Origin of the sequence: Tenacibaculum sp. Bg11-29, from assembly GCF_002836595.1 — a bacterium.
Classification (GTDB): Bacteria; Bacteroidota; Bacteroidia; order Flavobacteriales; family Flavobacteriaceae; genus Polaribacter.
In genome coordinates, this window is sequence record NZ_PJBB01000003.1 from 1518389 (window position 1) to 1544215 (window position 25827).

25 protein-coding genes are annotated in these 25827 nt (G+C 28.3%); all 25 read left to right on the top strand.

The window, feature by feature from the left end; all coding sequences use genetic code 11:
• Window position 1: 1 nt before the first annotated feature.
• The 25 genes from CXF68_RS06745 to CXF68_RS06860 all read left to right on the top strand — a co-directional run bounded on the left by CXF68_RS06745 (window position 2) and on the right by CXF68_RS06860 (window position 25826).
• Complete coding sequence (locus CXF68_RS06745) at window positions 2-1108, top strand: Wzz/FepE/Etk N-terminal domain-containing protein (RefSeq protein ID WP_101043560.1); 1107 nt, start codon at window positions 2-4, stop codon at window positions 1106-1108.
• Window positions 1109-1246: 138 nt separating this feature from the next.
• On the top strand, window positions 1247-2278 hold the full coding sequence (gene pseB, locus CXF68_RS06750; RefSeq protein WP_101043561.1) for a UDP-N-acetylglucosamine 4,6-dehydratase (inverting): 1032 nt from the start codon (window positions 1247-1249) through the stop codon (window positions 2276-2278).
• A gap of 3 nt (window positions 2279-2281) precedes the next feature.
• Entirely contained in the window at window positions 2282-3436 is a 1155-nt protein-coding gene (gene pseC / locus CXF68_RS06755) for a UDP-4-amino-4,6-dideoxy-N-acetyl-beta-L-altrosamine transaminase (protein ID WP_101043562.1), read from the top strand.
• A gap of 3 nt (window positions 3437-3439) precedes the next feature.
• Window positions 3440-4315 (top strand): aldo/keto reductase, encoded by an 876-nt coding sequence (locus CXF68_RS06760; protein ID WP_101043563.1) that lies wholly within the window; start codon window positions 3440-3442, stop codon window positions 4313-4315.
• The gene (locus tag CXF68_RS20805) at window positions 4316-5071 is read left to right on the top strand and encodes a cytidylyltransferase domain-containing protein (RefSeq protein WP_198553763.1); all 756 of its coding nucleotides are present in this window, start codon (window positions 4316-4318) and stop codon (window positions 5069-5071) included.
• A 1-nt stretch (window position 5072) separates the two neighbouring features.
• Window positions 5073-6380: an aminotransferase class III-fold pyridoxal phosphate-dependent enzyme gene (locus tag CXF68_RS20810; RefSeq protein ID WP_198553764.1), complete on the top strand. Its 1308-nt coding sequence runs from the start codon at window positions 5073-5075 to the stop codon at window positions 6378-6380.
• Between the two features lie 5 nt (window positions 6381-6385).
• Entirely contained in the window at window positions 6386-7408 is a 1023-nt protein-coding gene (locus CXF68_RS06770) for a GNAT family N-acetyltransferase (protein ID WP_101043564.1), read from the top strand.
• The gene (gene pseI / locus CXF68_RS06775) at window positions 7405-8445 is read left to right on the top strand and encodes a pseudaminic acid synthase (protein ID WP_101043565.1); all 1041 of its coding nucleotides are present in this window, start codon (window positions 7405-7407) and stop codon (window positions 8443-8445) included. The genes CXF68_RS06770 and pseI overlap by 4 nt, the downstream gene beginning before the upstream one ends.
• Window positions 8446-8457: 12 nt before the next feature.
• Window positions 8458-9270 carry a 3'(2'),5'-bisphosphate nucleotidase CysQ gene (gene cysQ, locus CXF68_RS06780; protein WP_232771621.1) on the top strand — a complete coding sequence of 271 codons (813 nt, stop codon included), beginning with the start codon at window positions 8458-8460 and terminating at the stop codon, window positions 9268-9270.
• Window positions 9270-9506 carry a DUF2061 domain-containing protein gene (locus tag CXF68_RS06785; protein ID WP_101043566.1) on the top strand — a complete coding sequence of 79 codons (237 nt, stop codon included), beginning with the start codon at window positions 9270-9272 and terminating at the stop codon, window positions 9504-9506. The genes cysQ and CXF68_RS06785 overlap by 1 nt, the downstream gene beginning before the upstream one ends.
• Window positions 9499-10095, top strand: a complete 597-nt coding sequence (gene cysC / locus CXF68_RS06790) for an adenylyl-sulfate kinase (RefSeq protein ID WP_101043567.1) — start codon at window positions 9499-9501, stop codon at window positions 10093-10095. Before CXF68_RS06785 ends, cysC begins: the two co-directional genes overlap by 8 nt.
• Complete coding sequence (gene cysD, locus CXF68_RS06795; RefSeq protein WP_101043568.1) at window positions 10088-10993, top strand: sulfate adenylyltransferase subunit CysD; 906 nt, start codon at window positions 10088-10090, stop codon at window positions 10991-10993. Before cysC ends, cysD begins: the two co-directional genes overlap by 8 nt.
• A gap of 20 nt (window positions 10994-11013) precedes the next feature.
• Complete coding sequence (locus CXF68_RS06800) at window positions 11014-12273, top strand: sulfate adenylyltransferase subunit 1 (RefSeq protein WP_101043569.1); 1260 nt, start codon at window positions 11014-11016, stop codon at window positions 12271-12273.
• Between the two features lie 23 nt (window positions 12274-12296).
• Window positions 12297-13274: a sulfotransferase gene (locus tag CXF68_RS06805; RefSeq protein WP_101043570.1), complete on the top strand. Its 978-nt coding sequence runs from the start codon at window positions 12297-12299 to the stop codon at window positions 13272-13274.
• The gene (locus CXF68_RS06810; protein ID WP_198553765.1) at window positions 13271-14569 is read left to right on the top strand and encodes a DUF4910 domain-containing protein; all 1299 of its coding nucleotides are present in this window, start codon (window positions 13271-13273) and stop codon (window positions 14567-14569) included. Before CXF68_RS06805 ends, CXF68_RS06810 begins: the two co-directional genes overlap by 4 nt.
• A 1-nt stretch (window position 14570) precedes the next feature.
• The gene (locus CXF68_RS06815) at window positions 14571-15422 is read left to right on the top strand and encodes a CatB-related O-acetyltransferase (protein ID WP_101043571.1); all 852 of its coding nucleotides are present in this window, start codon (window positions 14571-14573) and stop codon (window positions 15420-15422) included.
• A gap of 3 nt (window positions 15423-15425) precedes the next feature.
• On the top strand, window positions 15426-16682 hold the full coding sequence (locus CXF68_RS06820; RefSeq protein ID WP_101043572.1) for a hypothetical protein: 1257 nt from the start codon (window positions 15426-15428) through the stop codon (window positions 16680-16682).
• A 117-nt stretch (window positions 16683-16799) separates the two neighbouring features.
• Window positions 16800-18368, top strand: a complete 1569-nt coding sequence (locus tag CXF68_RS06825) for a lipopolysaccharide biosynthesis protein (RefSeq protein ID WP_101043573.1) — start codon at window positions 16800-16802, stop codon at window positions 18366-18368.
• A gap of 6 nt (window positions 18369-18374) precedes the next feature.
• Window positions 18375-19628, top strand: coding sequence for a glycosyltransferase family 4 protein (locus CXF68_RS06830; RefSeq protein WP_101043574.1), 1254 nt, complete (start codon window positions 18375-18377; stop codon window positions 19626-19628).
• Window positions 19603-20553, top strand: a complete 951-nt coding sequence (locus CXF68_RS06835; protein ID WP_101043575.1) for an NAD-dependent epimerase/dehydratase family protein — start codon at window positions 19603-19605, stop codon at window positions 20551-20553. The genes CXF68_RS06830 and CXF68_RS06835 overlap by 26 nt, the downstream gene beginning before the upstream one ends.
• Before the next feature lie 441 nt (window positions 20554-20994).
• Window positions 20995-21768 (top strand): hypothetical protein, encoded by a 774-nt coding sequence (locus CXF68_RS06840; protein WP_157821867.1) that lies wholly within the window; start codon window positions 20995-20997, stop codon window positions 21766-21768.
• A gap of 14 nt (window positions 21769-21782) precedes the next feature.
• Window positions 21783-23102 carry a UDP-glucose/GDP-mannose dehydrogenase family protein gene (locus CXF68_RS06845; protein WP_101043579.1) on the top strand — a complete coding sequence of 440 codons (1320 nt, stop codon included), beginning with the start codon at window positions 21783-21785 and terminating at the stop codon, window positions 23100-23102.
• A gap of 6 nt (window positions 23103-23108) precedes the next feature.
• Window positions 23109-24044, top strand: coding sequence for a UDP-glucuronic acid decarboxylase family protein (locus tag CXF68_RS06850; RefSeq protein ID WP_101043581.1), 936 nt, complete (start codon window positions 23109-23111; stop codon window positions 24042-24044).
• Window positions 24045-24050: 6 nt separating this feature from the next.
• A complete protein-coding gene (locus CXF68_RS06855) occupies window positions 24051-24950 on the top strand; it encodes a glycosyltransferase family 2 protein (RefSeq protein ID WP_101043583.1) in 900 nt (299 codons plus the stop codon).
• A 3-nt stretch (window positions 24951-24953) separates the two neighbouring features.
• Window positions 24954-25826: a glycosyltransferase family 2 protein gene (locus tag CXF68_RS06860; protein WP_101043585.1), complete on the top strand. Its 873-nt coding sequence runs from the start codon at window positions 24954-24956 to the stop codon at window positions 25824-25826.
• The last annotated feature ends 1 nt before the right edge of the window (window position 25827 follow it).

Genomic DNA, 25827 nt, shown 5'->3' on the forward strand with positions numbered 1-25827 from the left:
CATGGAAAAGGATAAAATTCACAATTCGGAAGAGGAGATTGATTTATCAGAGTTGTTTAGAACGATTTGGAGAGGTAAAAAAACGATAATTCGTTTTGTTACTATATTTGGTGTAATAGGTTTATTTATAGCTATCTTTTCTGAAAAACAGTATGTTGCTTCAACGACAGTTGTTCTCCAAACAGGTGGAAGTAAAGTAGGAAGTAATTTAGGGGGGTTAGCAGCTATTGCAGGAATTAACTTAGGAGGAGGATCTACAGGAGGTCTTTCTACTGCTTTGTATCCTCAAATTGTGCAAAGTGTACCTTTTCAAAGAGAATTATTAAATGTTTCTTTAAAATTTTCGAATGTAAAAGAAGAAATAACTTATAGAGAGTATTATGAAAAATATAAAAAAAATAACATTCTCTCTGTAATAAGAAATTACACCATAGGATTACCAGGTAAAGTGATTAATTTATTCAAGAAAGATCCTAATAATAATAATAGCATAACTGAGATGCCTGAAGATTCTATCTATAGAGTATCTGTAAAAGAGTATAGTCTTTTTAAACAATTAAAAGGGCAATTAGGGATAGATAACAATAAAAAAGGAAGATTCATTAAAATTTCTTTTTCAATGCCAGAAGCTTTGCCTTCGGCACAAATGGCACAAAAAGCACGTGAGTTATTACAAAAGTCAATAACTAATTTTAAAATACAGAAAACTAAAGAAGAATATACGTTTATTGAAGAGAGGTATAATGAATTAAAAAAAGATTTTAGTAAAAAACAAGCTGTTTTAGCTAGTTTTAGAGATCGAAATCAAGGATTGATTACGTCTAGGTCTCAATCACGTTTAGAAAGCCTTCAATCAGAGTCTAATTTAGCTTTCAGTATTTATTCTGAACTAGCAAAACAATTAGAAACACAAAAAATTAAATTAAAAGAGAATACACCTATATTTACAATAATAGAGCCTGTAAGTGTACCAGTGATAAAATCAAAACCTAAGAGGATTATGATTTTATTCATTTGGTTGTTTTTAGGAACTGTCTTTGGTATGGGTTTTCTTTTAGGTAAGAAATGGTTAAAGAGTCTAAATACTGATAACAAAGTAACCCATTAGTAATTTATTTTGTTAGCTTCAAAGATGTGTTTTTATAGAAAAAAAAGTTCTTTCTTATATTGGTGTCTAATATAAAAATATTGTATACGATTTAGATAAGGAAAGGTAAAAAATTATAGAATTGTTAAATAAGATAGTATGTTAGATTTAAATAATAAATCAATTTTGATTACAGGAGGGACAGGTTCATTTGGTAAAATGTTTACTAAATTAATTTTAAATAGGTTTCCTGATGTAAAAAAACTAGTTATTCTTTCTAGAGATGAGCAAAAACATTTTCAAATGGCTCAAGAGTTTTCTGAAGAACAATATTCACAAATACGATATTTTATTGGTGATGTAAGAGATAAAAATAGATTAGTTAGAGCATTTGAAGGGATTGATATTGTTATACATGCGGCAGCTATGAAACACGTGCATTTGGCAGAGTATAACCCGATGGAGTGTGTGAAAACAAATATTAATGGAGCAGAAAATGTAATAGATGCAGCGTTAGAGTGCGGGGTTAAAAGTGTAGTAGCGCTATCTACAGATAAAGCTGCTGCTCCAATCAATTTATATGGAGCAACAAAATTAGCATCAGATAAATTGTTTATAGCAGCTAACAATATTAAAGGAAAAAGAAACATAAAGTTTTCTGTCGTTCGTTATGGAAACGTGATGGGGTCTAATGGTTCTGTTATGCCATTTTTCTTAAATAAAAAGAAAAATGGAGCTGATTTTTTACCGATTACAGACGATAGGATGACACGCTTTAATATTTCTTTAGAAGATGGATGTGAGATGGTTTTCTATGCTATAGATAAAGCATGGGGAGGAGAGGTCTTTGTACCAAAGATTCCTTCATATAGAATTCCTGATGTTGCTACAGCTATCGCACCAGAATTAGAGCAAAAAGTAGTAGGGATAAGACCAGGAGAGAAATTACATGAAGAGATGATTACTTCTTCAGATTCTTACAACACGGTTGACTTAGGTAAGTATTATGCAATTTTACCTCAGAATTCACCTTATTCTGAATATACAAAAGAAGAGTATAAGAAAGCATTTAATGGAGTAGATGTTCCAGAAGGGTTCTCATACGATTCAGGTAATAATAGTGAATGGGAAACAGTTGAAAGTTTAAGAAGCTTGGTAATAAAACATGTAGATATTAATTTTAAAGTATAGTATATGCTAAAGCAGAATATTCCTTATGGAAAACAACATATTGAGCAAGATGACATTGATGCAGTTGTAGATACACTTACAGCTGATTTTTTAACACAAGGACCAAAAGTTAAAGAATTTGAAGAAAAGTTTGCAAGGTATGTTGGTTCAAGATATGCCGTTGCAGTTAATAATGCAACTTCAGGATTACACATTGCCGTTTCTGCTTTGGGTTTAAAAGAAGGTGATAGAGTTATCACAACACCTATTACATTTGCCGCTTCTGCAAATTGTATACGATATGTTGGTGGAGAAGTTTGGTTTGCAGATATTGAGCCTGATACGTACCTATTATCAGTTGAAAGCACTAAAAAACTTATAGAGAGTAAGCCAAAAGGTTTTTTTAAAGGGATTATTCCGGTAGATTTTGCTGGTCTTCCTGTAAATTTGGAAGAGTTTAGAAAGCTAGCAAATATACATGACTTATGGGTGTTAGAAGATGCTTGTCATGCTCCAGGTGGATATTTTACGGATTCAAAAGGAAATAAACAAAATTGTGGTAATGGTAATTATGCTGATGTAGGTGTTTTTTCTTTTCATCCAGTAAAGCATATTGCATGTGGAGAAGGAGGAATGGTAACAACAAACTCTAAAGAGTTGTATGATAGGTTATCTAAATTAAGAAGCCATGGAATTACTAAAGACAATATGTCAGAGAATCATGGGGGATGGTTCTATGAAATGCAAGAGTTAGGATATAATTATCGATTAACAGATATTCAATCAGCTTTAGGAATTACTCAATTATCGAAAAACGATAAAGGAGTTCTTAGACGCAATGAAATTTCTGAGGTTTACAAAAAATACTTTGAAGGAAAAATAAAATATCAAAAATTACCAATAGGAGCTTACAATGCCCACCACTTATTTGTGATTGAAGTTGACGATAGAAAGGGATTGTATGACTATTTGAAAGATCAACAAATTTTTGCTCAAGTCCATTATATACCTGTGCATACATTACCATATTATAAACAAATTGGATATGGAGCTGCTGATTTGAATAATTCTGAAGCTTATTATTCAAAATGCATTAGTTTACCTATGTATCCTAGTTTAAAAAATGAGGAACAGATATATGTAATCCAAAAAGTATTTGATTACATAAAACGTAAGTAAACCATGATACATAAAATCATCTTAGGAACAGTTCAGCTAGGGTTGGATTATGGAGTTAATAATACAAAAGGAAAACCATCATTAGAAGAAGCTTTTGATATTTTAACAGTTGCTTATGATAGTGGTATTCGCATTTTAGATACTGCTGAAGCGTATGGAGATTCTCAAAAAGTTATAGGTGAATTTCACCGTTTATTTCCTCAAAAAAAGTTTAATATAGTTACTAAATTATCAGCAAATAAAAAACTAAGAAAAGATCAGTTTTTAGCTCATATAAAAAATAATTGCAAGATACTTTGCTGTGATTCACTTTATGGGTATATGTTTCATAATTATGAAAGTTTTAAAGATAATATTAACTTGTATGAAACTATTCTAGAAGCAAAAAAAACAGGGATTATAAAAAAAGTAGGTGTTTCACTTTATGATAATCAAGAAGTAGAAGATATTATAACAAATTATCCAGAATTTGATTTGATTCAAATACCATTTAATTTGTTAGATAATGAATATATAAGAAAACCTATTTTAGATAAAGCAAAACAAAATAATATAGAAGTTCATACAAGATCTGTTTTTTTACAAGGTTTGTTTTTTAAAGAAATAGATAAGTTGTCGGTAAATATATTTCCACTGCAAGTATATATTAAAAAACTAAAAGAAATAAGTTTAACGAATAACATAAAGATTGAAAGTTTAGCTTTACAATATGCTTTACAAAAAAACTATATAGATTATGTTTTGATAGGGGTTGATACACCAGAACAATTGAAAACAAACATTCTAAATAGTAAAAATTGTTTAATGATACCGCATGAATTAATTGATTCAATACATGTTAAAGAAAAAAAAATGTTGAATCCTTCAAATTGGAATTAAATGAGAGTCATTGCTATAACACAAGCCAGATCAGGTTCTACTAGATTACCGAAAAAGGTACTTCTAGAAATTGAAAATAAAACATTATTACAAATTCATGTTGATAGAATTAAACAATCAAAGAAAATAGATGATATATATATTGCGACTACAACTAATAAATCTGATGATTGTATTGTAGATTTGGCAAAAGAATTTAAAGTTAATTATTCAAGAGGGAGTGAAGAAGATGTTTTAGACCGTTTTTATCAGACAGTAAAAGATGTAAAACCTGATTATATTGTTAGATTAACTTCAGATTGTCCTCTTATAGACCCTAAATTAATAGATGAAGTAGTAGAAATAGCAATTAATAAAAAATTAGATTACTATAGTAATGTGCTGTTAGAACGTTATCCAGATGGCCAAGATATAGAAGTATTTACTTTTAAAGCATTAGAAAAAGCATGGAAAGAGGCTGATTTAAAATCAGAAAGAGAACATGTGACGCCTTATATTAGAAATAATTCATCTTATAAAGATGGAAAATTATTTAGTTCTGATAACCATTTTTTAGAAGAAAATTATAATCATGTTAGACTTACTGTTGATGAACAGTCAGATTTAGAGGCTATTAGTGAGGTGATTGCCAAATTGGGAGTAGAAAAGGGCTGGAAAACATACGCAGATTTTTATTTAAATAATCAAGAAATAAGATCAATAAACCAGTCAATAATAAGAAATGAAGGATATAAAAAATCATTAAAAAAAGAATAATATGAACACTGGTCAAGATTTATATAAGAAAGCAAAAAAAATAATTCCAGGTGGTACTATGTTACTTTCAAAAAGACCAGAAATGTTCTTGCCTGATAAATGGCCTTCTTATTATTCAAAAGCTAAAGGATGTTATGTTTGGGATTTAGATGATAATAAATATACAGATGTTTCAATTATGGGAATTGGAACTAATATTTTAGGGTACGGAAATAAAGAAGTAGATGACGTGGTTTCTAATGTGGTTAAAACAGGAAATATGTCTACTTTTAGTTGTCCAGAAGAAGTTTATTTAGCTGAAAAATTGATAGAGATAAATCCGTGGGCAGATATGGTACGTTTTGCTAGAACTGGAGGTGAAGCGAATGCTATTGCAATAAGAATTGCCCGAGCTGCAAGCGGTAAAGATAAAGTTGCCATTTGTGGTTATCATGGCTGGCATGATTGGTATTTATCTACAAATTTAGGAAATGATGAAGGTTTAGATCAGCATTTATTACCTGGTCTGGATGTTGCAGGTGTTCCTAATTCTTTAAAGGGTAGTGTTTTACCTTTTTTGTATAATGATTATGAGGAGTTAGAGAACTTGGTTAAAAATCATAGTATTGGAGTGATTAAGATGGAAGTTCAACGTAATCAAGCTCCCAAGGAAGGTTATTTACAAAAAGTAAGAAAACTAGCTACAGATAATAATATTGTTTTAATTTTTGATGAATGTACTTCAGGTTTTAGAGAGACGTATGGTCCTATTTTTAAAAAGTATGGTGTTGAGCCTGATATGACTGTATTAGGAAAAACAATAGCTAATGGATATGCTTTAACAGCTGTAGTTGGTAAAAAAGAAGTTATGGAAGCTGCACAGAACACTTTTATTAGCTCTACTTTTTGGACTGAACGAATTGGGCCAGCGGCAGCTTTAAAAACTTTGGAAGTTTTTGAAAAAGAGCAACCATGGAATTACATTACAGAAATGGGAAGTTATGTAACTAAACAATGGAAATCTATAGCTGAAAAGCACCATATTAGTATAGATACTTTTGGAATACCAGCATTAACAGGTTTTTCTTTTGTATCAAAAGATGCGTTAAAATATAAAACCTATATAACTCAAGAGATGTTAAAAAAAGGTTATTTAGCATCAACAGTTTTGTACAGTTCTACAGCTCACAGTAAGGTTATTATAGATAATTATTTGTTTGAATTGGATTCAATTTTTAATATAATAGATAAATGTGAGAGAGCTGAAATGGAGATAGACAGATTAATAGAAGGACCTGTTTGCCATGGAGGATTTAAAAGACTGAATTAAATTTTATGAATGGATATAAAGTTTTAAATACACAATTTTTTGAAAAGAACAATTTTAAAATAATTCCTATTCGTTACGAAGACAGAATTAATATAATGAATTGGAGAAATGAACAAATGTATCATTTAAGACAGCAGACACTGTTAACATTAGAAGATCAAAATAATTATTTCTCAAATGTTATTTCTCAAATTTTTAATGATAATAAACCAAATCAAATTCTATTTTCTTACCTAGAAAATGATGTATGCATTGGATATGGAGGCTTAGTGCATATTAATTGGATTGATAAAAATGCAGAAATTTCCTTTATAATGAATACTAGTCTAGAGAAAGAGTATTTTAAATATCATTGGTCAACTTTTTTAAATTTATTGCAAAAGGTAGCTTTTGAAGAATTAAATTTATATAAAATTTTTACTTATGCATTTGATTTAAGACCAAATTTATACAAAGCTTTAGAAGATTCACTATTCTGTAAAGAAGCTATACTTAAAGATCATTGTCTATTTAATGAAGAATACATAGATGTTGTTATTCATTCGAAAATAAATAAAGAATATCTGTATTTTAGAGAAGCGAAATTTGATGATGCAGATGATTATTTTAAATGGTTAAATGACTCTGAAGTAAGAAACCAATCATATAATTCAAATAAAGTGAATTTTGAAGATCATGTTAAATGGTTCAAATCTAAAATTAAAGATAGTAAAACTTTATTGTTAATTTTTCAAAATTCAGAGAAACAGAATATAGGTCAAATCAGAATTCAAAAAACAGAAGAGAGAGAAGCATTAATAGGGCTTTCAATAGATAAAAAACATAGGGGTAATAATTATGCAAGTAAAGCCTTAAAAATTGCATCAGAGTATTTTCTAGGTTTAAACCCAAATTTTATAATTAATGCATTTATAAAAATTGAAAATACAAAATCGGAAAAAGCTTTTAAAAATTCAGGCTTTGAATTAGAAAATATTGTAGAATATGAAAAACATAAAAGTTTTCATTATATAAATAAAACAAAATGAAGATAGATTCTTTTGAGATAAATGAAAAAAGTAAGGTATTTATTATAGCAGAACTTTCTGCAAATCATAATGGAGACCTAAATACAGCAATAGAAACTATACGTGCAGCAAAACGTTCTGGTGCAGATTGTATTAAGTTACAGACATATACAGCAGATACAATTACTCTTGATTGTAATAAAGAAGATTTTTTAATAAAAGGAACAATTTGGGAAGGTAAAAACTTATATAAATTATACAAAGAAGCATATACCCCATGGGAATGGCATGAACAATTATATAAGGTAGCTAAAGAAGAAGGATTAGTTTGTTTCTCTTCTCCTTTTGATAAAACGGCTGTTGATTTTTTGGAAACGCTAAATACGCCAGCATATAAAATAGCTTCATTTGAAATAACAGATATACCATTAATAGAATACGTAGCATCAAAAGGAAAACCTATAATTATTTCAACAGGAATAGCTAAAGAAGAAGATATTGAGTTAGCATTAGATGCATGTAGAAGAATGGGAAATAATACAATAGCTCTTTTAAAATGTACATCAAGTTACCCAGCACCGTTAGAAGAAGCAAATCTTTCTATGGTCAAGGATTTAAGAACTAAATATGGAGTGATAAGTGGTTTATCTGATCATACATTGGGGGCAACTGGCCCAATTGTAGCAACATGTTTTGGTGCTAAAATAATAGAGAAACATTTTATTTTAGATAGGTCTATAGGTGGTGCTGATGCTTCTTTTTCTATGGATGAAAAAGAATTTACAAGTATGGTAAAGTCAGTTAGAGATGCTGAAAAATCTATCGGAATTATTGATTATAATTTAACCCAGAAACAAGAAAAGGGTAGAGATTTTAGTAGGTCACTATATGTTGTAGAAGATACTAAAGCAGGTGATATAATTACAGAAAAAAACATTAGGTCTATTCGTCCAGGTTTTGGATTACACCCTAAATATTATAATGAAATCTTAGGGAAAAAAATAAAAGTAAATTTAGATAAAGGATCTAGATTAAAATTAACAGATATTATTAAATAAACATTTATTTAAATGAATAAAAATCTTTTAATTAACAATAATCTAATGGTAGCTATTAAAGCTTCTATATATGCTGGACATGAGATTCTTAAAGTTTATAATGAAAAATTTAATTATGAACTTAAAGACGATTTATCTCCTCTAACAGCTGCTGATAAAAATGCAAACGATGTAATTAATAAGTATTTAGAAACCACAAATATTCCTATAATTAGTGAAGAAAATACACAAATAGATTACGAAGTAAGAAAAAAATGGAAACAATGCTGGATTGTAGATCCATTAGATGGGACTAAAGAATTTATAAAAAGGAATGGAGAATTTACAGTAAACATAGCGTTAATAGATAATGGTAAACCTATTATAGGAGTTATATATATACCTGTAGAAGAGAAATTATATTATGCTGATGTAGAAAAAGGAAAAGCTTATGTAATTGATATTAATAAAGAGAGTATTTCTGATGATTTCTTATTCAATGAGTCTGTTTTAATAAAGAAAAGGGATAAAATAGAAAAGGAAAAAATAAAAGTTGTTGGCAGCAGATCTCATATGAATGATGAAACTTTAACCTTTATAGATAATTTAAGAGCAAAAAGATTTAAAGTTGAAGTTGTTTCTAAAGGAAGTTCTTTGAAATTTTGTTTGGTTGTTGAGGATAAAGCAGATATTTATCCTAGATTTGCACCTACAATGGAATGGGATACAGCAGCAGCGCATGCTATTTGTAACGCAAGTGGTGTTAGTATAATCGGAGAAGATACTAAAGAAGAACTGACATACAATAAAAAAAATCTATTAAACCCTTGGTTTATTTGTAAATAATGAAAGATATATCTAGAAAAAGGCATGTTGCTAAAACAATTACTTGGAGGCTAATAGCCACTGGAACAACTGTTATATTAGCTTGGTTAATTTCAGGTGATCCAATGATTGGGTTAAAAGTAGGTGGATGGGAATTTCTGATAAAAATGGGGTTATACTATTTGCATGAGAGAGCTTGGTATAAAGTTGATTTTGGGCTGATTAAAAGAAAGTTTAAAAAATGGAAGAATGATTAAAAATATTATTCCTCATAGTTTTACTATAACAAAAAAAGATAGACATAGTAAAAATGGACACAACTCTTTTTTAATATGGTTTACAGGACTTTCTGGTTCTGGGAAATCTACTATTGCTAATGCTTTAGAATTGGAACTTTATAAAAAAGACGTAAGCACTTATCTGCTAGATGGAGATAATATACGTAGGAGAATAAATAAGGATTTAACCTTTTCTCCAGAAGATAGAAAAGAAAATATTAGAAGAATTTCTGAAATATCAAATTTATTTGTGGATGCAGGAACCGTTGTTTTATCTGCTTTTGTATCACCTTATCGTCAAGATAGAGAATATATAAAAGAAATTGTTGGAAAAGATAATATTATTGATGTATTTGTAAATACACCTCTAGAAGAATGTGAAAGAAGAGATGTAAAAGGGTTGTATAAAAAAGCACGTAATGGAGAGATAACTAACTTTACAGGGATAAATGCTCCTTATGAAGAACCAATCAACCCAGATGTTGAGATAAACACAGAAAAAATGTCAATTGAAGAGTCTGTTATAAAGATAATGACTGTAGTAAATAAAAAGCTAAAAAATGAATAAGTACTTTTTAAATTATTTAGATGAACTAGAATCTGAAGCTATTTTTGTTTTAAGGGAGGTATATGCACAATTTAAAAATCCAGTAATACTATTTTCTGGAGGAAAAGATTCAATAGTTTTAGCACATTTAGCTAAAAAAGCATTTTACCCAAGTAAGATACCTTTTTCATTAATGCATATAGATACAGGACATAATTTCTCTGAAACAATAGATTTTAGAGACAAACTTGTAACTAGTCTCAATGTAGAGTTAATAGTTGGTTCTGTAGAGGATGCTATAGATGAAGGAAGGGTTATAGAAGAAAAAGGGAAAAACGCTACAAGAAATAGCTTGCAAATTAGAACATTATTAGATGCTATTGAAGATAATCAGATAGATTGTGCTATTGGAGGAGGAAGAAGAGATGAAGAAAAATCAAGAGCAAAAGAAAGGTTTTTTTCTCATAGAGATGAGTTTGGTCAATGGACACCTAAAAACCAAAGACCAGAATTATGGAATGTCTTTAATGGCAGAATGCATATGGGAGAAAACTTTAGAGTGTTTCCAATTAGTAATTGGACCGAAATGGATGTATGGAACTATATTAAAAGAGAACAAATTGAAATTCCTTCTTTATATTTTGCTCATGAAAGAAAAGTTGTTTGGAGATCAAACAGTTGGATTCCGTTGTCCGAGCACCTTCCAAAAATAGAAGGAGAAGAAATTTTTAAAAAAAGAATAAGGTTTAGAACACTTGGAGACATAACAATAACAGGAGGTATAGAAAGTGATGCTGATACCTTAGAGAAAATTGTTAATGAAGTTGCCGCAATGAAAGAAACTGAAAGAGGAAACAGGTCCGATGATAAAAGATCAGAAACGGCTATGGAAGATAGAAAAAAACAAGGTTATTTTTAATTATTGAAAGTATTTAAAAAATGGAAATAGAAAAAAACCAATTATTACGTTTCACAACGGCAGGTAGTGTTGATGATGGTAAAAGTACTTTAATAGGGCGATTATTATATGACTCTAAATCAATTTTTGAAGACCAACTTTCTGCCATAGAAAAAACAAGCAAGAGAAGAGGACATGAAACAGTAGATTTAGCATTGTTTACAGATGGTTTAAAAGATGAAAGAGAACAAGGTATTACTATAGATGTAGCTTATAGATACTTTACGACACCAAAACGTAAATTTATTATAGCTGATACACCTGGTCATATTCAATATACCCGAAATATGGTAACTGGAGCTTCAACTGCAAATGTAGCACTTATATTGATAGATGCAAGAAAAGGTGTTATAGAGCAGACTAAAAGACATTCTTATATAGCATCTTTGTTAAATATATCACATATTATTGTATGTGTCAATAAAATGGATTTAGTAGCATACAAAGAAGAGGTATTTAATGATGTTGTAAGTCAATACGAAGAGTTATCATCAAAAATGACAATAAAAGATGTTAGGTACATTCCAATTAGTGCTTTAGAAGGAGATAATGTAGTTCACAGATCAGAGAACATGAATTGGTATCAAAATGCACCATTGTTACATACATTAGAAACTATTCATATCAGTAGCGATCATAACATGATAGATGCTAGGTTTCCAGTTCAAACGGTACTAAGACCACAAAGAGATGAATATAGAGACTATAGAGGTTATGCAGGTAGAGTATCTAGTGGGATTTTTAGAATAGGGGACGATGTTAGAGTTCTACCATCTGGATTTCAGTCAAAAATCAAAGAAATAAATTTCTTTGATAAACAAATAGAAACAGCTTTCTCTCAAATGTCAGTCGCAATAACTTTAGAAGACGATATAGATGTTAGTAGAGGGAATATGCTCGTGAAAATTAACAATTTACCAGAAGTAACTCAAGATATAACAGCAATGCTTTGTTGGTTTAATGAAAAAAGTGCTAGGCCAAGAGCTAAATATATTATAAAACATACTACAAACGACCAAAAAGCGATAATAAAAGAAGTTATTTATAAAGTTGATATCGATACAATTAAAAGGATTGAAGATAGCAAAGATTTAAATATGAATGATATTTGTAAAGTGAAAATTAGAACTACTGCTCCAATGATGGTTGATGAATATTTGCAAAACAGATCTACAGGAGGGTTTATTTTAGTTGATGAAGCTACAAATGAAACTGTTGCAGCTGGAATGATTGTAAATTAATTTTATAACAAAATACTTTATTAATGAAAGATCCAATTTTTATTTGTGGTCATAGAAAAAGTGGAACAACTATGTTTCATAATTTGTTTGACGGGCATAATGAACTTTTAGTTTACCCTTCAGATTTAAATTTACTTTATGCATATTTTCCAGTATATCTATCTGATAATTATTCAGATAATGAAAGGTTAGAACGATTAGATATAGTCCTGTTTAAAGATTTAGAATTTCAATTAAAAAATGAAAACTTATCTAATGCTATAAATATTCAGTCATTTAGAGAGTTGTTTTTTGAATCTTTAGAAAACAGTGATTTATGTGACATGAAAATTATTATAACAAAACTAATGGAAGCCTTTTCAAAGGTTATGGATAAGCCTAATAGAATACCCGTAATAAAAGAAACGAGTATAGAAATTTATAGTAATGAGATTTTTAATTGGTTTCCCAATGCTAAATTTCTTCATTTAGTTAGAGATCCAAGAGATAATTATGCCGCTTTAAAATCGGGTGTAAAAAAATATTACTCTAAAATGGGGGAGGATGAAAAACAAACATTAGCTAGTTTAATTTATAGAACTAGGTTTGGATTAGAAATGGGATTAGCGAATATTAATAAATACGGAAAAGAAAAGTATATTTTTGTTAATTTTACTCAGTTGGTAAATAACATAGATGCAGAAATAAAAGAAATAATAAAATTTCTAGGAATTAGTTTTAAAGATTCTTTATTAGTTCCGACACGTCTTGGAAATGAAATAAAAGGGAATAATTTTGACGGAAATAAGTTTAATACAGTAACCAATAAAAATATTGGTAGATGGAGTGAAAGAATTTCAGAAGAAGAAGCAAAGGTTATTGAATTTCATTTAGGAGAACTAATGAAGCAGTTTGAATTTGATTTAAAATTTGACTATAATGATAGCGCAATTATAGCGGCAGAATTCTATAAATGGCAAAATTATAAATATTTCTTTAGTGATAGATTCCTAAGTTTATGAATACAAAACAAATAGAAATTGGAGATTTAATGTACAAATGGGCTACAGATTTATTTCCAATAAATAGAAGTTTAACAGGTGAAGGAGTTAGAGAAACATTACGCTATATAAAGAATGTTCTACCAGAATTAACTGTAAAAAGTATTGCAAGTGGAGAACAAGTTTTTGATTGGGAAATACCAAATGAATGGAATGTTAAAGATGCCTATATAGAAACACCACAAGGAAAAAAAATAGCTAATTTTAAAGAAAATAACCTTCACTTAATGGGGTATTCTATACCTATAAATGAAACTGTTTCTTTAGATGATTTACAATTGCATTTACATACAATAAAAGAAATGCCCAATGCAATACCTTACGTAACTAGCTATTATAATGAAAACTGGGGCTTCTGTATTTCAGAAAATGAAAGATTACAATTAAAAGAGGGGGATTATAAAATCGTAATTGACTCTAAGTTAGAAAAAGGAGAGTTAAATTATGCTGAAATAATACTTCCAGGAACAGAAAGTAAAGAAATTTTGATTTCGACCTATATATGTCATCCTTCAATGGCGAATAATGAATTATCAGGACCAGTTGTAACAATGCAATTGGTAAAATGGTTGAAGGAACAGGATCAATTGAGATATACTTATCGTATAGTTTTTGTGCCAGAAACAATTGGATCTGTAGCATATATCAGTGAAAATTTTAAATCTTTAAAAGAAAATGTATTAGGTGGTTTTGTTGTTACCTGTGTAGGAGATGATAATAATTTTTCTATATTAACTTCTAAATGGGGCAATAGTTTGTTTGATAAAATAGGGTTAAATGTTCTAAAAAATCATACAAATGATAATTTTAAGATGTATAGTTTTTTAGAAAGAGGTAGTGATGAAAGACAGTATTCTAGTGTTGGGGTAGATCTTCCGATAATAAATTTAATGAGATCAAAATATGGGGAATACAAAGAATACCATACTTCTTTAGATAATCTTAATTATATTTCTCCAAAAGGATTATTAGGAGGTTATGAAATCCATAGAAAATCTATTTATTTATTAGAAAATAACTATAAATATAAAGTAGCTTTACCTTGTGAGCCTCAATTAGGAAAACGTGGATTATACCCTAATATTAGTACGATTGATACTCAAAAGAAAATAGAAGTTATGATGAATATTATAGCCTATTCTGATGGTGAAAAAGATCTTATTGATGTGGCAAATATAATAGAGGCAGACGGAGGTAAATGTATTTCAATAATTAAACAATTAATGGTCGCAAAAGTAATTGTAAAGGTTGATTGAAATGTCTAAAGAAGAAAGTTTTATAAAGTTTAAAAGCGATCATTGTATTAGGTCTCAATCAAATAAAGATATGTTTTATTTCCTTGGAGGTTCTAAAAGTTTCTTAAAAGAAGATACAGGAAGTTTAAGGAATCTGTTTGATAATACATTAGATTACTTTCATGATAAGCTAAAAATAAAAGAAGGTAATAAATATATAGAACCAGTAAAAGTTTCATACCATGAAATTTTTGGATGGACTATTGACGGAAAAACATCAAAATCTTATTTAGGTAAATGCTCAGTAAATGGTAATGTGGAAGTTCAAATAGGAAATTCATCCTATGTAAGTGGAGCTTGTGAAATAAATGGTAGTGAAAACCTTGAAATCGGTAGTTTTACATCTATTGCTAACGGAGTTGAATTTTTCACTTCTAATATAAACCATCCTTTAAGTTTTGCAACAACTTTTAATCTTCATAGTAATTCTAGATTAGTAGAAAATAAAACTAATATTTTCTTACCTAATTTCTGTAAAGAGATAGAACACTTAAAAGAAAATAAATCCATATATATAGGAAATGATGTTTGGGTAGGTAGAGATGTAATGATTATGCCTGGTGTTAGTATTCCTAATGGTTGTGTAATAGGCTCAAAATCCATAGTAACAAAGAGTTTACAACCTTATGGTATTTATGTTGGATCTCCGGCAAAACTTATAAAATTTAGGTTTGATAAAAAAATAATAAATCAATTGTTAGAAATAGATTGGTGGGATTGGTCTTTTGAAAAAATAAAACAAAATAAAGCCTTCTTTGATACAAATTTTAATGATTTTAAAGGCAATTTGAAAGATTTAATAAAATTAAAATAGAGTATGAAAGAAGATCTTATAGATTATCTTATAGAAAATCTTGATAAAGAAAATGCTGAGAAAGTTGATTTAATCAGGTATAATATTGGTAGTAAAATATATTACTATGGCGATCAATTTAAAAAACACAAAAAGAATCCTATTAAAAGAAAACTTAGAGATTTTTTAGAGTTTGTGGCTATCATTTTTTTTAAAAAATCAAAATCAAAAGGACAAAAAAAAATACTGTCTTCAGCTTATTCTTCATGGAATAAGCAATTAGAAATTATTGGATACGATGTATATAATCCTTGTTGGAATTTTACGAGGGCTATGAAAATAGAAAGTTCTTCTAAATTATATTTTTTAACTAAAAAAATTAATAGATACTTTGAACTAAAAGATTTTAATTATTTAATAAGTAAAGATTTTTTTTCTTTGATTAATGAATTTTCTGTATTATTTAAAGAAGAGTGTATAGCTAATAAATACGAAGCTTTAATTTTACCACAAGACGTAGGTTTTTTTGAGAAAATGGCTATACATATTTTTAAAGAATTAAAATTACCAACTATATTTTGGGCTCATGGAGGTATGCCTAATAGATATGATGGTATTATGAGTAATAGGACAGATTATTCCATTCAATGGGGACAAGCGCAAGTAGATGCTTTTGTTAAGAATGGATATGATCCTTCTAAATTTTTTATCTCAGGTCACCCTATTTACAATACGTGTCCTAAAGAATTAAAATTTAGTTTAGAAAATATAACAGTACTTACTAAAAGTTTAACAGGAGTTAGTCCCCAAAGTCACCACCAAATGGAAGATAGAGGTAATGCTATAATGTATTTATATTCAATACAGAAAGTTCTTGAAAAAATAGGCGTAAAGAAAGTTTTATTAAGACCACATCCTTCAGAAAATTTTTCTTGGTATGAAAAATATATTGATAATGATTTTTTTGTGGAGGATAAACTTGTGTTTTCAGAGTCTTTAAAAAGAGCAACGTTAGTAATAGGACCAGTTTCAACTTCTTTAATAGATTCTTTACATTATTCTGTTAATTATCTTGTTTACGAACCTTTAACTAATGGTAAAAACGTCTATGGAGTATTTCCTACACCACCTTTAGATGGACTAAACCCGAAAATACCAATTGCAAACTCTGAAGAAGAATTGGAAATAATTATAAAAGAAAAAAGAAAAATGGACGTTTCTGTTTATAATGATTTTGCAAAAACCCCAAAAGATTTAAGCTTTTTTAAAAAAATTATTTAATGAAAAAGATTACTACTAAAATATGTTCGATTTAAGGAGTCGCTAACTAATAAAATTTTTTATTAAAAGAATCCAATCAGAAAACTAATTATAAGTTTTTAACATTTAATAAATCGAATGTTTACTTATGAAAAAAATAATCAATACAATTATAAAACTATAGTGCAAAAATCATATTCTAAAAACTATTTAAAAATATATTTTTGGCAAGGAGTTTCTTTATTGCTGAATTTTTTGACATTATTTATTGTTATACCATATTTAACTTCAGATAAAACTACATATGGGGTATATACTATATGCATCTCTTTTTCAATATTTTTAACCTATGCTGACTTTGGTTTTGTAGGTGCTGGTAAAAAATATGCAACTGAATACTTTGCTAAAGGAGATAGAGAGAATGAAATAAAAACAATTGGTTTTACTAGTTTTGTCTTGCTTATATTTTTATTGTTATTTTCTTCTTTTTTCATAATAGTTAGTTTTTATCCTACATTTTTTATAAAAGATATTAAAGGAAATGGTCAAGAATATATAGCGTCAACATTGTTGTTAATTTTAGGGCTTTTTACAATTGTTACATTACTTCAAAGGCTTTCTCAAATGATTTTTGGAATAAGATTAGATGATTTTATTTGCCAGAGGATTAATATTGTTGGAAGCTTATTAAAAATTATTTCTGTTTTGTGGTTTTTTAATAATGGGAAGTATAATATTATAGGTTATTTTCTTTTTACACAAATAGTAAATTTAGCGACATCATCTTTTGCTCTAATAATAGCAAGAAAAAGGTATCAATATGATTTCAAGTTATTAATCAATTCATTGAAATTTAATAAAAAGGTGTTTAATAAAACTAAGAAGTTAGCTTTTGCGAGTCTTTTCATAACTTTTTCTTGGATTTTATATTATGAGTTAGATTCTGTAATAATTGGAAAGTTTTTAGGTGTAAATCAAGTAGCAGTTTATGCAATAGGATTAACTGTATTAACTTTTTTTAGAAGTATTTTTGGTATTTTATTTTCGCCATTTAACACACGTTTTAATCATTTTATAGGTCTTGATGATGAAGAAGGACTTAAGTCATTTTTAAAACATATAGTAGTTATGTTAGCTCCAGTAGTCGTGTTTCCTATACTAACAATGGCAATGCTTTTAAAACCTCTTATTTTGTGCTGGGTTGGTGAGAACTATAGTAATTCCGTGTATATCTCTCAATTACTTATAATGTGCTATCTTTTTGCTTTTATCACCTATCCAATAAGTAATTTGTTGGTAGCAAAAGAAAGATTAAAGGAATTATATTATTTAGCAGCTCTTCTTCCATTTATATTTTGGATAGGAATTATTTTGTCTGTATCACATATCGGAGTATTAGCGTTTGCTATATTTAAATTTACAGCTTTTACTATTTCTATGGTTTTTTATTATAGAATAATGATGAGATATATGGGGATGAGTTTTTGGAAATCTATATTGATTATATTTAAACCAATGTTTTTGTCTTTACTTTTTTTAATAATATCAGCAATCTTAATAAAGAATTATTTACCTTTTGAAAAGAATAAAATTAATTTATTAATAGTTATGTTATCCATTGGAGTAATTGTTGTAGGAGCATTTATAATACATTATTTATCTTCTAATAATTGGCGATCTCAAGTTCTGAAAACTTTAAAAAGATAAGGGAATATGACACGAAATAAAAGAATATTAATCTTTAGTGATTGCTATATCTATGGTGGAAGTGAAAAACTAATGACTTTTTTATTGAAAAATAAGGTTTTAAATGAACATTATAAATTCCTTTTTTCTTATAGAAAATATAATAAATATGAGTTAGGGCTTCAAAATGATAATGTATTTGATAGAAATGATAATTACCCTTTATTTTTACTGTCAAACGAATCCTTATTCCATAGAATAAATTGTCTAAGAGTACATTTTTTAATTAAAACTATATTTAAATTACCGTTCTATATTTTAGAAAAATTAAAATTATATTTCATTTGGAACTTAATAACATTAATATTTTTCTTAATAAGGTCTAAACCAGATCTTATTCATATTAATAATGGAGGATATCCAGGAGCTAAAACATGTAATGTTTTGGTTTTTGCAAATTACTTAACGATTAAAAGAAAAATTATTTATCAAGTAAATAATCAAGCAAGAATAAGAAAAGGTTTTTTCGTTAAGTTAATAGACCAATTTATAAATAAACAGGTTTTCTATTTTATTAATGCTTCTATAAAGGCGAAAAATACATTAATAAAAAATAGAGGCTTTTCTGAAGGTAAAATTCGAATAGTTAATAATTGTGCACCAATGGTAAAAGTGCAAAAAACAAAAAACGAAATTTGTGATGAATTAAGTATTTCGGCAAATAGTTTTATTTTAACTCAAGTAGGTTTTCTTACAGAAAGAAAAGGTCAGAAATATCTTATTGATGCAATTGCTTTATTAATAAAAAAGCAACCAAAAATTAAAGAAAAAATAGTGTGTCTGTTAGTTGGAAATGGAGAAGATGAGGACCTCATAAAAGATAAGATTACTGAATTAGATTTACAAAAGAATGTCTTTCTTTTAGGATACAAGGATAATAGTGAAGATTATATAGATTTAGCAGACGTTTTTATGCTGCCTTCTATTAGAGATGAAGACATGCCTCTTGTGTTGCTTTCTGCATTAGGTTTAGGTAAACCTATCATTGCTACAGATTTTGCAGGAATTACTCAAGTAATAGAATCTGAAGCAAATGGTATTTTAATTGAAAATAATCTAAAGAACTTTATAGAAAATCTATCACGTGAAATTTTAAACCTTTATAACAACAAAGATTTAAGACATAGTTTATCAATAAATGCGAAGAATAGATATAAAAAATTTTCTCCTGAAAATTATGGATTATCTTTAAAAAATGTTTACGAAGATGCTATTAGATAACGAAACAATATTAATTATTGGAGGTACAGGCTTTATAGGCCAAAATTTACTTGATTATTATGTTAATAATGATCAAGTAAGGTGTAATAATATTTTAGTTATTTCAAGAAGTTTACCTGAGAAAATGTATGAGAACATACATTATTTTGAAGGAAATTACAGCGACGATATATTTCTTAAAAGAATATTCTCTAAATGGAAAATAACAAAAGTTTTTCATTTAGCATCTTCTTCAATACCAGTATCATCAAATCAGAATATAAAAAAAGATATTGATGATAACTTGTTAGCGACGATAAATTTATTAGATGTAATGAAAGAGTTTAGTTGTCGTTTCATTTTATATATTTCTTCGGGAGGTGCAGTGTATGGTGAGAAAAAACAAGGTATAACGAGTGAAAACGAATTATGTATGCCAATAAGCTCATATGGTATTATTAAATTAACTATAGAAAAATACTTATATTTATATCAAAGAGAACATAATATTAGCTACTTAATTTTAAGGATATCTAATCCTTTCGGCCAGTTTCATAAGTCAAAAAATCAAGGGGCAATTAACATAGCTGCTAGAAAAGCAGTAAATAAAAATGTATTCTCAGTTTGGGGAGATGGTAAGCAGTCAAAAGATTATATATATATAAAAGATTTAATAAATATTGTAGTTAAATTAATAGAAAAAAAGATAAGCAATAAAACAATTAATATTGGTTCAGGGGTGTCTATACAATTAAATACAATTTTAAACATTATTAAAAGTAATACACTTAATTTTAACGTTACATACGTTGAGTCTAAAACATCTGATGTAAGAGAATTTTGTTTGGATATTTCATTATTAAAATCTATTTTAAATTTTGAGTTTACTGAATTAGATAAAGCAATAAGAGATACAATTTTATGGGAGAAATCTCAGTTAAAGTAATAAGGATAGTAATATATATATAGTTTTAAGTATTTTACAATGAAATTTAATTTTTTAGAATTAATTTTTTCTTTTTTTTTAATAGTATTGATATTTGCTTCGGCGCCTTTTATCATTTCTTTAGATGTTAGTTTTTACATAAGAGTTCCTACGCTTTGTATATTGGCAACTATTTCTTTTTTTCTTGTATATAAGAGAGTCCGTTTTTTTTATTATTACCTTCCTTTTTTTATTTTTTATATATTTTGCTTAGTTTATTGGTTGTATGTAGGGAATTCACTCTCTTTAGCGATGTATTATTTTTTTTATATGCTTTTAGGTGTTTGTACATTTATAGGAGTTAATCGAATAAAAAGGGTCCGTTTTTTAATTATTAAATTTTATTTAATACTTCTTTTTTCATTAGCGATCATAGCAATCATGTCTTTCCTTTTTTTTAATTTGGATATACTTAATTATCAATTAGAAAAGATTGGAGATGAAGAGTATTACACTTATTATTACTACCCAATATTAGGATATGTGAATTTGAAATATTTTGAATGGGGATCAATAGGTAGGGTTGCTGGTTATTTTTTTGAACCAAGTTACACAGCTTTCTTTTTTACATCGAATTTTTTTTTAATATCAAGTTATTTTAAAGATAAAAAGAAAAGGCTGATTGCTAGAATTATAATTTTTTTAGCAATTATCTCTACTTTTTCAACAATGTCTTGGGTGGTGTTAATTGTTGTTTATGGAATACAAGGAGCAAATTTAATTTTAGCTAAATTAAGATTAAAACAAAAGACAGTTAATATATTCTTAATAATTGGTTTTATAAGTGCTATTTTGATTTTACCAAAAGATAAAATTATTGAAAGTTTAGGAACATCATCAGCTGACGATAGGGAAGAAAGAGCATTCGTGTCATTATTATTAATAGCAAATTCTTCTGTCCCAGATTTGTTTTTTGGAAGGTCGCCAGGATACATTGAAAGAGTATTTGATAAAGGAGAGTCAAATCAAATTATTAAGAATGTGATAGAATTAGGAATTGTTTCAACTCTACTAATATTGATATTTATAGTATATTGCACAAGAAAAACTAAATGGTATATGCTTACTGTTCTTATTTTTTTAAATGGAGCAGTGATTTTATTTACTCCGTTAATAATTGTAAATTTATTAGTAGCTAGATGGTTAGAGGAACGGAATAATTTAAGATTAAAATAAAAAAAATAAGGAATATGAAGATAACAATTGTAGGGACTGGATATGTAGGTTTGGTTACTGGAACTTGTTTTGCTGCAATGGGTACAAATGTTACCTGTGTAGATATTGATGAGGATAAAATCAATAATTTAAAAAATGGGATTATGCCTATTTTTGAGCCTGGGCTTGAAGAATTAGTACATAAAAATGTAAAAGATAAAAGGTTATCTTTTTCAACATCATTAAAAGAATCTCTAAAAGACACTCCCGTTATATTTAGTGCAGTTGGTACACCCCCTGATGATGATGGCTCTGCAGATTTAAAATATGTTTTAGATGTTGCAAAAACTGTAGGTAAATATGTTACAGAATATTTTGTTTTAGTAACTAAAAGTACGGTCCCAGTTGGAACAGCAATAAAAGTAAAGGAGGTAATTAAAGAGGAGTTAGATAAAAGAGGCCTAAACTCGATGAATTTTGATGTAGTTTCTAATCCAGAATTTTTAAAAGAAGGTGCAGCTATTAAAGATTTCTTAAACCCAGATAGAGTTGTTATTGGTGTAGATTCGAATGAAGCTCGTAAAATGATGGAGAAATTATATAAGCCATTTACACTAAATGATTTTCCGATTATTTTTATGGATGTTGCTTCAGCAGAAATGACTAAATATGCAGCTAATGGTATGTTAGCAACTAGAATTTCTTTCATGAATGAAATAGCAAATTTGTGCGAGATAGTAGGAGCTGATGTCGATATGGTTAGAAAAGGAATAGGGTCAGATACTAGAATAGGTAGTAAGTTTTTGTATGCAGGTACAGGTTATGGAGGTTCTTGTTTTCCGAAAGATGTGAAGGCATTAGCACAAACAGGTAAAGAGAATGGATATAAAATGACTCTTATTGAAGCTGTTGAAGAAGTAAATGAAAATCAAAAACAAATTGTCTTTGAGAAATTAAAAAAAGAATTTAAAGGAGACGTAAAAGGGAAAATTATAGGACTTTGGGGGTTGGCTTTTAAACCAGGAACTGATGATATGAGAGAAGCCCCTTCATTAATAGTTATCCAACAGTTATTAGATGCTGGAGCAACGATTAAGGTATTCGATCCTATTGCTATAGAAGAAACAAAACGTAGAATTGGAGAAGAAGTTGTTTATTGTGAAAATATTTACGAAGCTGCTCTTAATGCTGATGCTGTTGTGTTAATGACAGAATGGAAAGAATTTAGGTTGCCTTCTTGGGACGTTATAAAGAAAACAATGAAAGGAAATATTATAGTTGATGGACGAAATATATATAATTCAGAAGAGATTCAATCTCATGGATTTAAATATTTATGCATAGGGAAAAAATAAAATATAATGAAGAGAGTACTTATTACAGGAGGAGCAGGTTTTTTAGGGTCACATTTATGCGAAAGACTTTTAAACGATGGACACGAAGTCTTGTGTTTAGATAATTATTTTACAGGGGCAAAATCTAACATATATCATTTGTTAGAAAATAAAAATTTTGAATTGATTAGACATGATATTGTAGAGCCTTTTTATGCAGAAGTGGATGAGATTTATAACTTAGCTTGTCCAGCATCTCCAATACACTATCAATCAAATCCCATAAAAACAATGAAAACTTCTTTTTATGGAGCAATGAATATGTTAGGTTTGGCAAAAAGAACAAATGCAAAGATTTTACAAGCGTCTACTAGTGAGGTTTATGGAGACCCTAATGTACACCCTCAAAAAGAAAATTATTGGGGAAATGTAAATCCGATAGGAATTCGTTCTTGTTATGATGAAGGAAAAAGAGCCGCAGAAACGCTCTTTTTTGATTTTCACCGTCAAAACCAGGTGAGGATTAAAATCATCAGAATATTTAACACATATGGCCCAAGAATGAATCCAGAAGACGGTAGAGTTGTTTCGAATTTTATAGTGCAAGCTTTAAGAGGAGAAGATATTACTATTTATGGAGATGGAACTCAAACTCGTAGTTTTCAATATGTTGATAATTTAGTTGAGGCTATGGTTAGGATGATGAATACCTCTGAGGATGTTACAGGGCCTATAAATACAGGGAATCCAGATGAATTTACGATGCTTGAATTAGCACAAAAAGTAATTGAACTTACGGAGTCAAAATCGAAATTAATTTTTATGCCATTACCATCTGATGATCCACAGCAAAGAAAACCAGATATTTCACTAGCAAAAGAAAAATTAGAAGGATGGTATCCAGATGTTAATCTTGAAAGTGGTTTGATAAAAACTATCGATTATTTTAAATCTATTATATAAAGAAATATGTCAGTATTTTCATATAAATTTTCAATTATTATACCGACTTATAATAGAGCTGAAGAATTAAAAGAATGCTTGATCTCATTAGAAAATCAGACTTACAAAAATTTTGAAGTACTGATTTGTGATGATGGGAGTAATGATGACTCTCGAGAAATAGCTAAAGAGTTTGAAGATACATTAAATGTTCAGTATTTTTGGAATGAAAATTGGGGAGGTCCAGCCCGTCCTAGAAATATAGGGCTAGATTCTGCTAAAGGTGAATGGATTTGCTTTTTAGATTCTGATGATTGGTATACTAAGGATAGATTAGAAACAATATTAAAGTTAGATTTAGATAAAATAGATTTTATATATCATGATTTGAATATTTTTAAAAAAGGAGCGGTTAATAGTAAAATGACTTCTCGAGATTTAAAAAGAAATGATCCTTATCATGATATGTTATTTAATTTAAATGCTATCCCAACTTCTTCAACCTGTATAAGAAGTAAATGTTTTAAAGGTAATGTAAGATTTAAAGAACAAAAAGAAATTATTGGAGTTGAAGATTTTCAATTATGGCTAATATTAGCTGAAAAAAGAGTAAGGTTCCATTATTTACAAGTTGCTTTAGGGTTTTATAGATTAGGTGATGATAATATAACTTGCCATGATGAAAGACAAATAAATAGATTTAAAAGTTTATATCAATATTTTATAGACAAAGAGAAGCGTAAAGTTGATAAAGATAAAATAGAAGCTGCTTTGAATTATCAGATAGGAAATATCTTGATTAGAAAGGGAGATTTGTCTCAAGGATATTCTTTTTTAATTAAATCTTTATTTAAAGGAACTATACCAATAAAATTGAGGTCGATTAATATCATCCTGTTAGGATTTAGAAAATATTTAAAATTATAAATAATGGACAAACCATTAATAAGCATTGTTATTCCATTTTATAATAATGAAACAACACTCTTAGATGCTATAAAATCCGTATTTAATCAATCATATCAAAATTGGGAATTAATACTTCTTGATGATGGATCAGTAGATAAAAGCTTGAAAATAGCTAAAAGTATAATAGACCCGAGAGTAAGAGTTGTAAGTGACGGAGTTAATAAAGGCTTAGTGTTTAGATTGAATCAAGCACCTACTATTGCTAAAGGAAGTTATATCGCAAGAATGGATGCGGATGATTTAATGCATCCAGAACGAATTTCAAAGCAGATGAATGTTTTCTTATCTGATAATCTAGTAGATCTAGTAGATACAGGTACTTATTCAATAAGTGAAAAAGGAGAACCAGAAGGTAAAAGAGGAATTGTTCCTATAAAATATAATCCAAAAGAGATATTAGGAAAGGCGATGCTTTTACACGCAAGTGTAGTTGGGAAAAAGGAGTGGTATCTTAAAAATAAATATGATGCTAGTTATGTTAGAGGAGAAGATTGTGAACTTTGGATTAGGACTTATAAATTTTCGAAATTTAAACGTGTTAAAGAACCTTTATACATTGTTAGAGAGGGAAAGATAAATATAGCTAATTATATTAGAGCAATAAAAACTATACGAAAAATAATATACACTTATGGAGGTGGTATTTTATCAAAGAATGAATTAAAAAAAGAAATTATTAAAACGTACTTTAAAGCTTTTATTTATAGACTCTTTGGGATGTTTAATTTACAAGGGAGTTTGACCAAAAGGAGAAACGAAGAATTAGATTTAAAAGAGAAAAATAAGTTAAAAGGAATTATTGAAAACATAAAAAGTATAAATCTACCAATGTGAT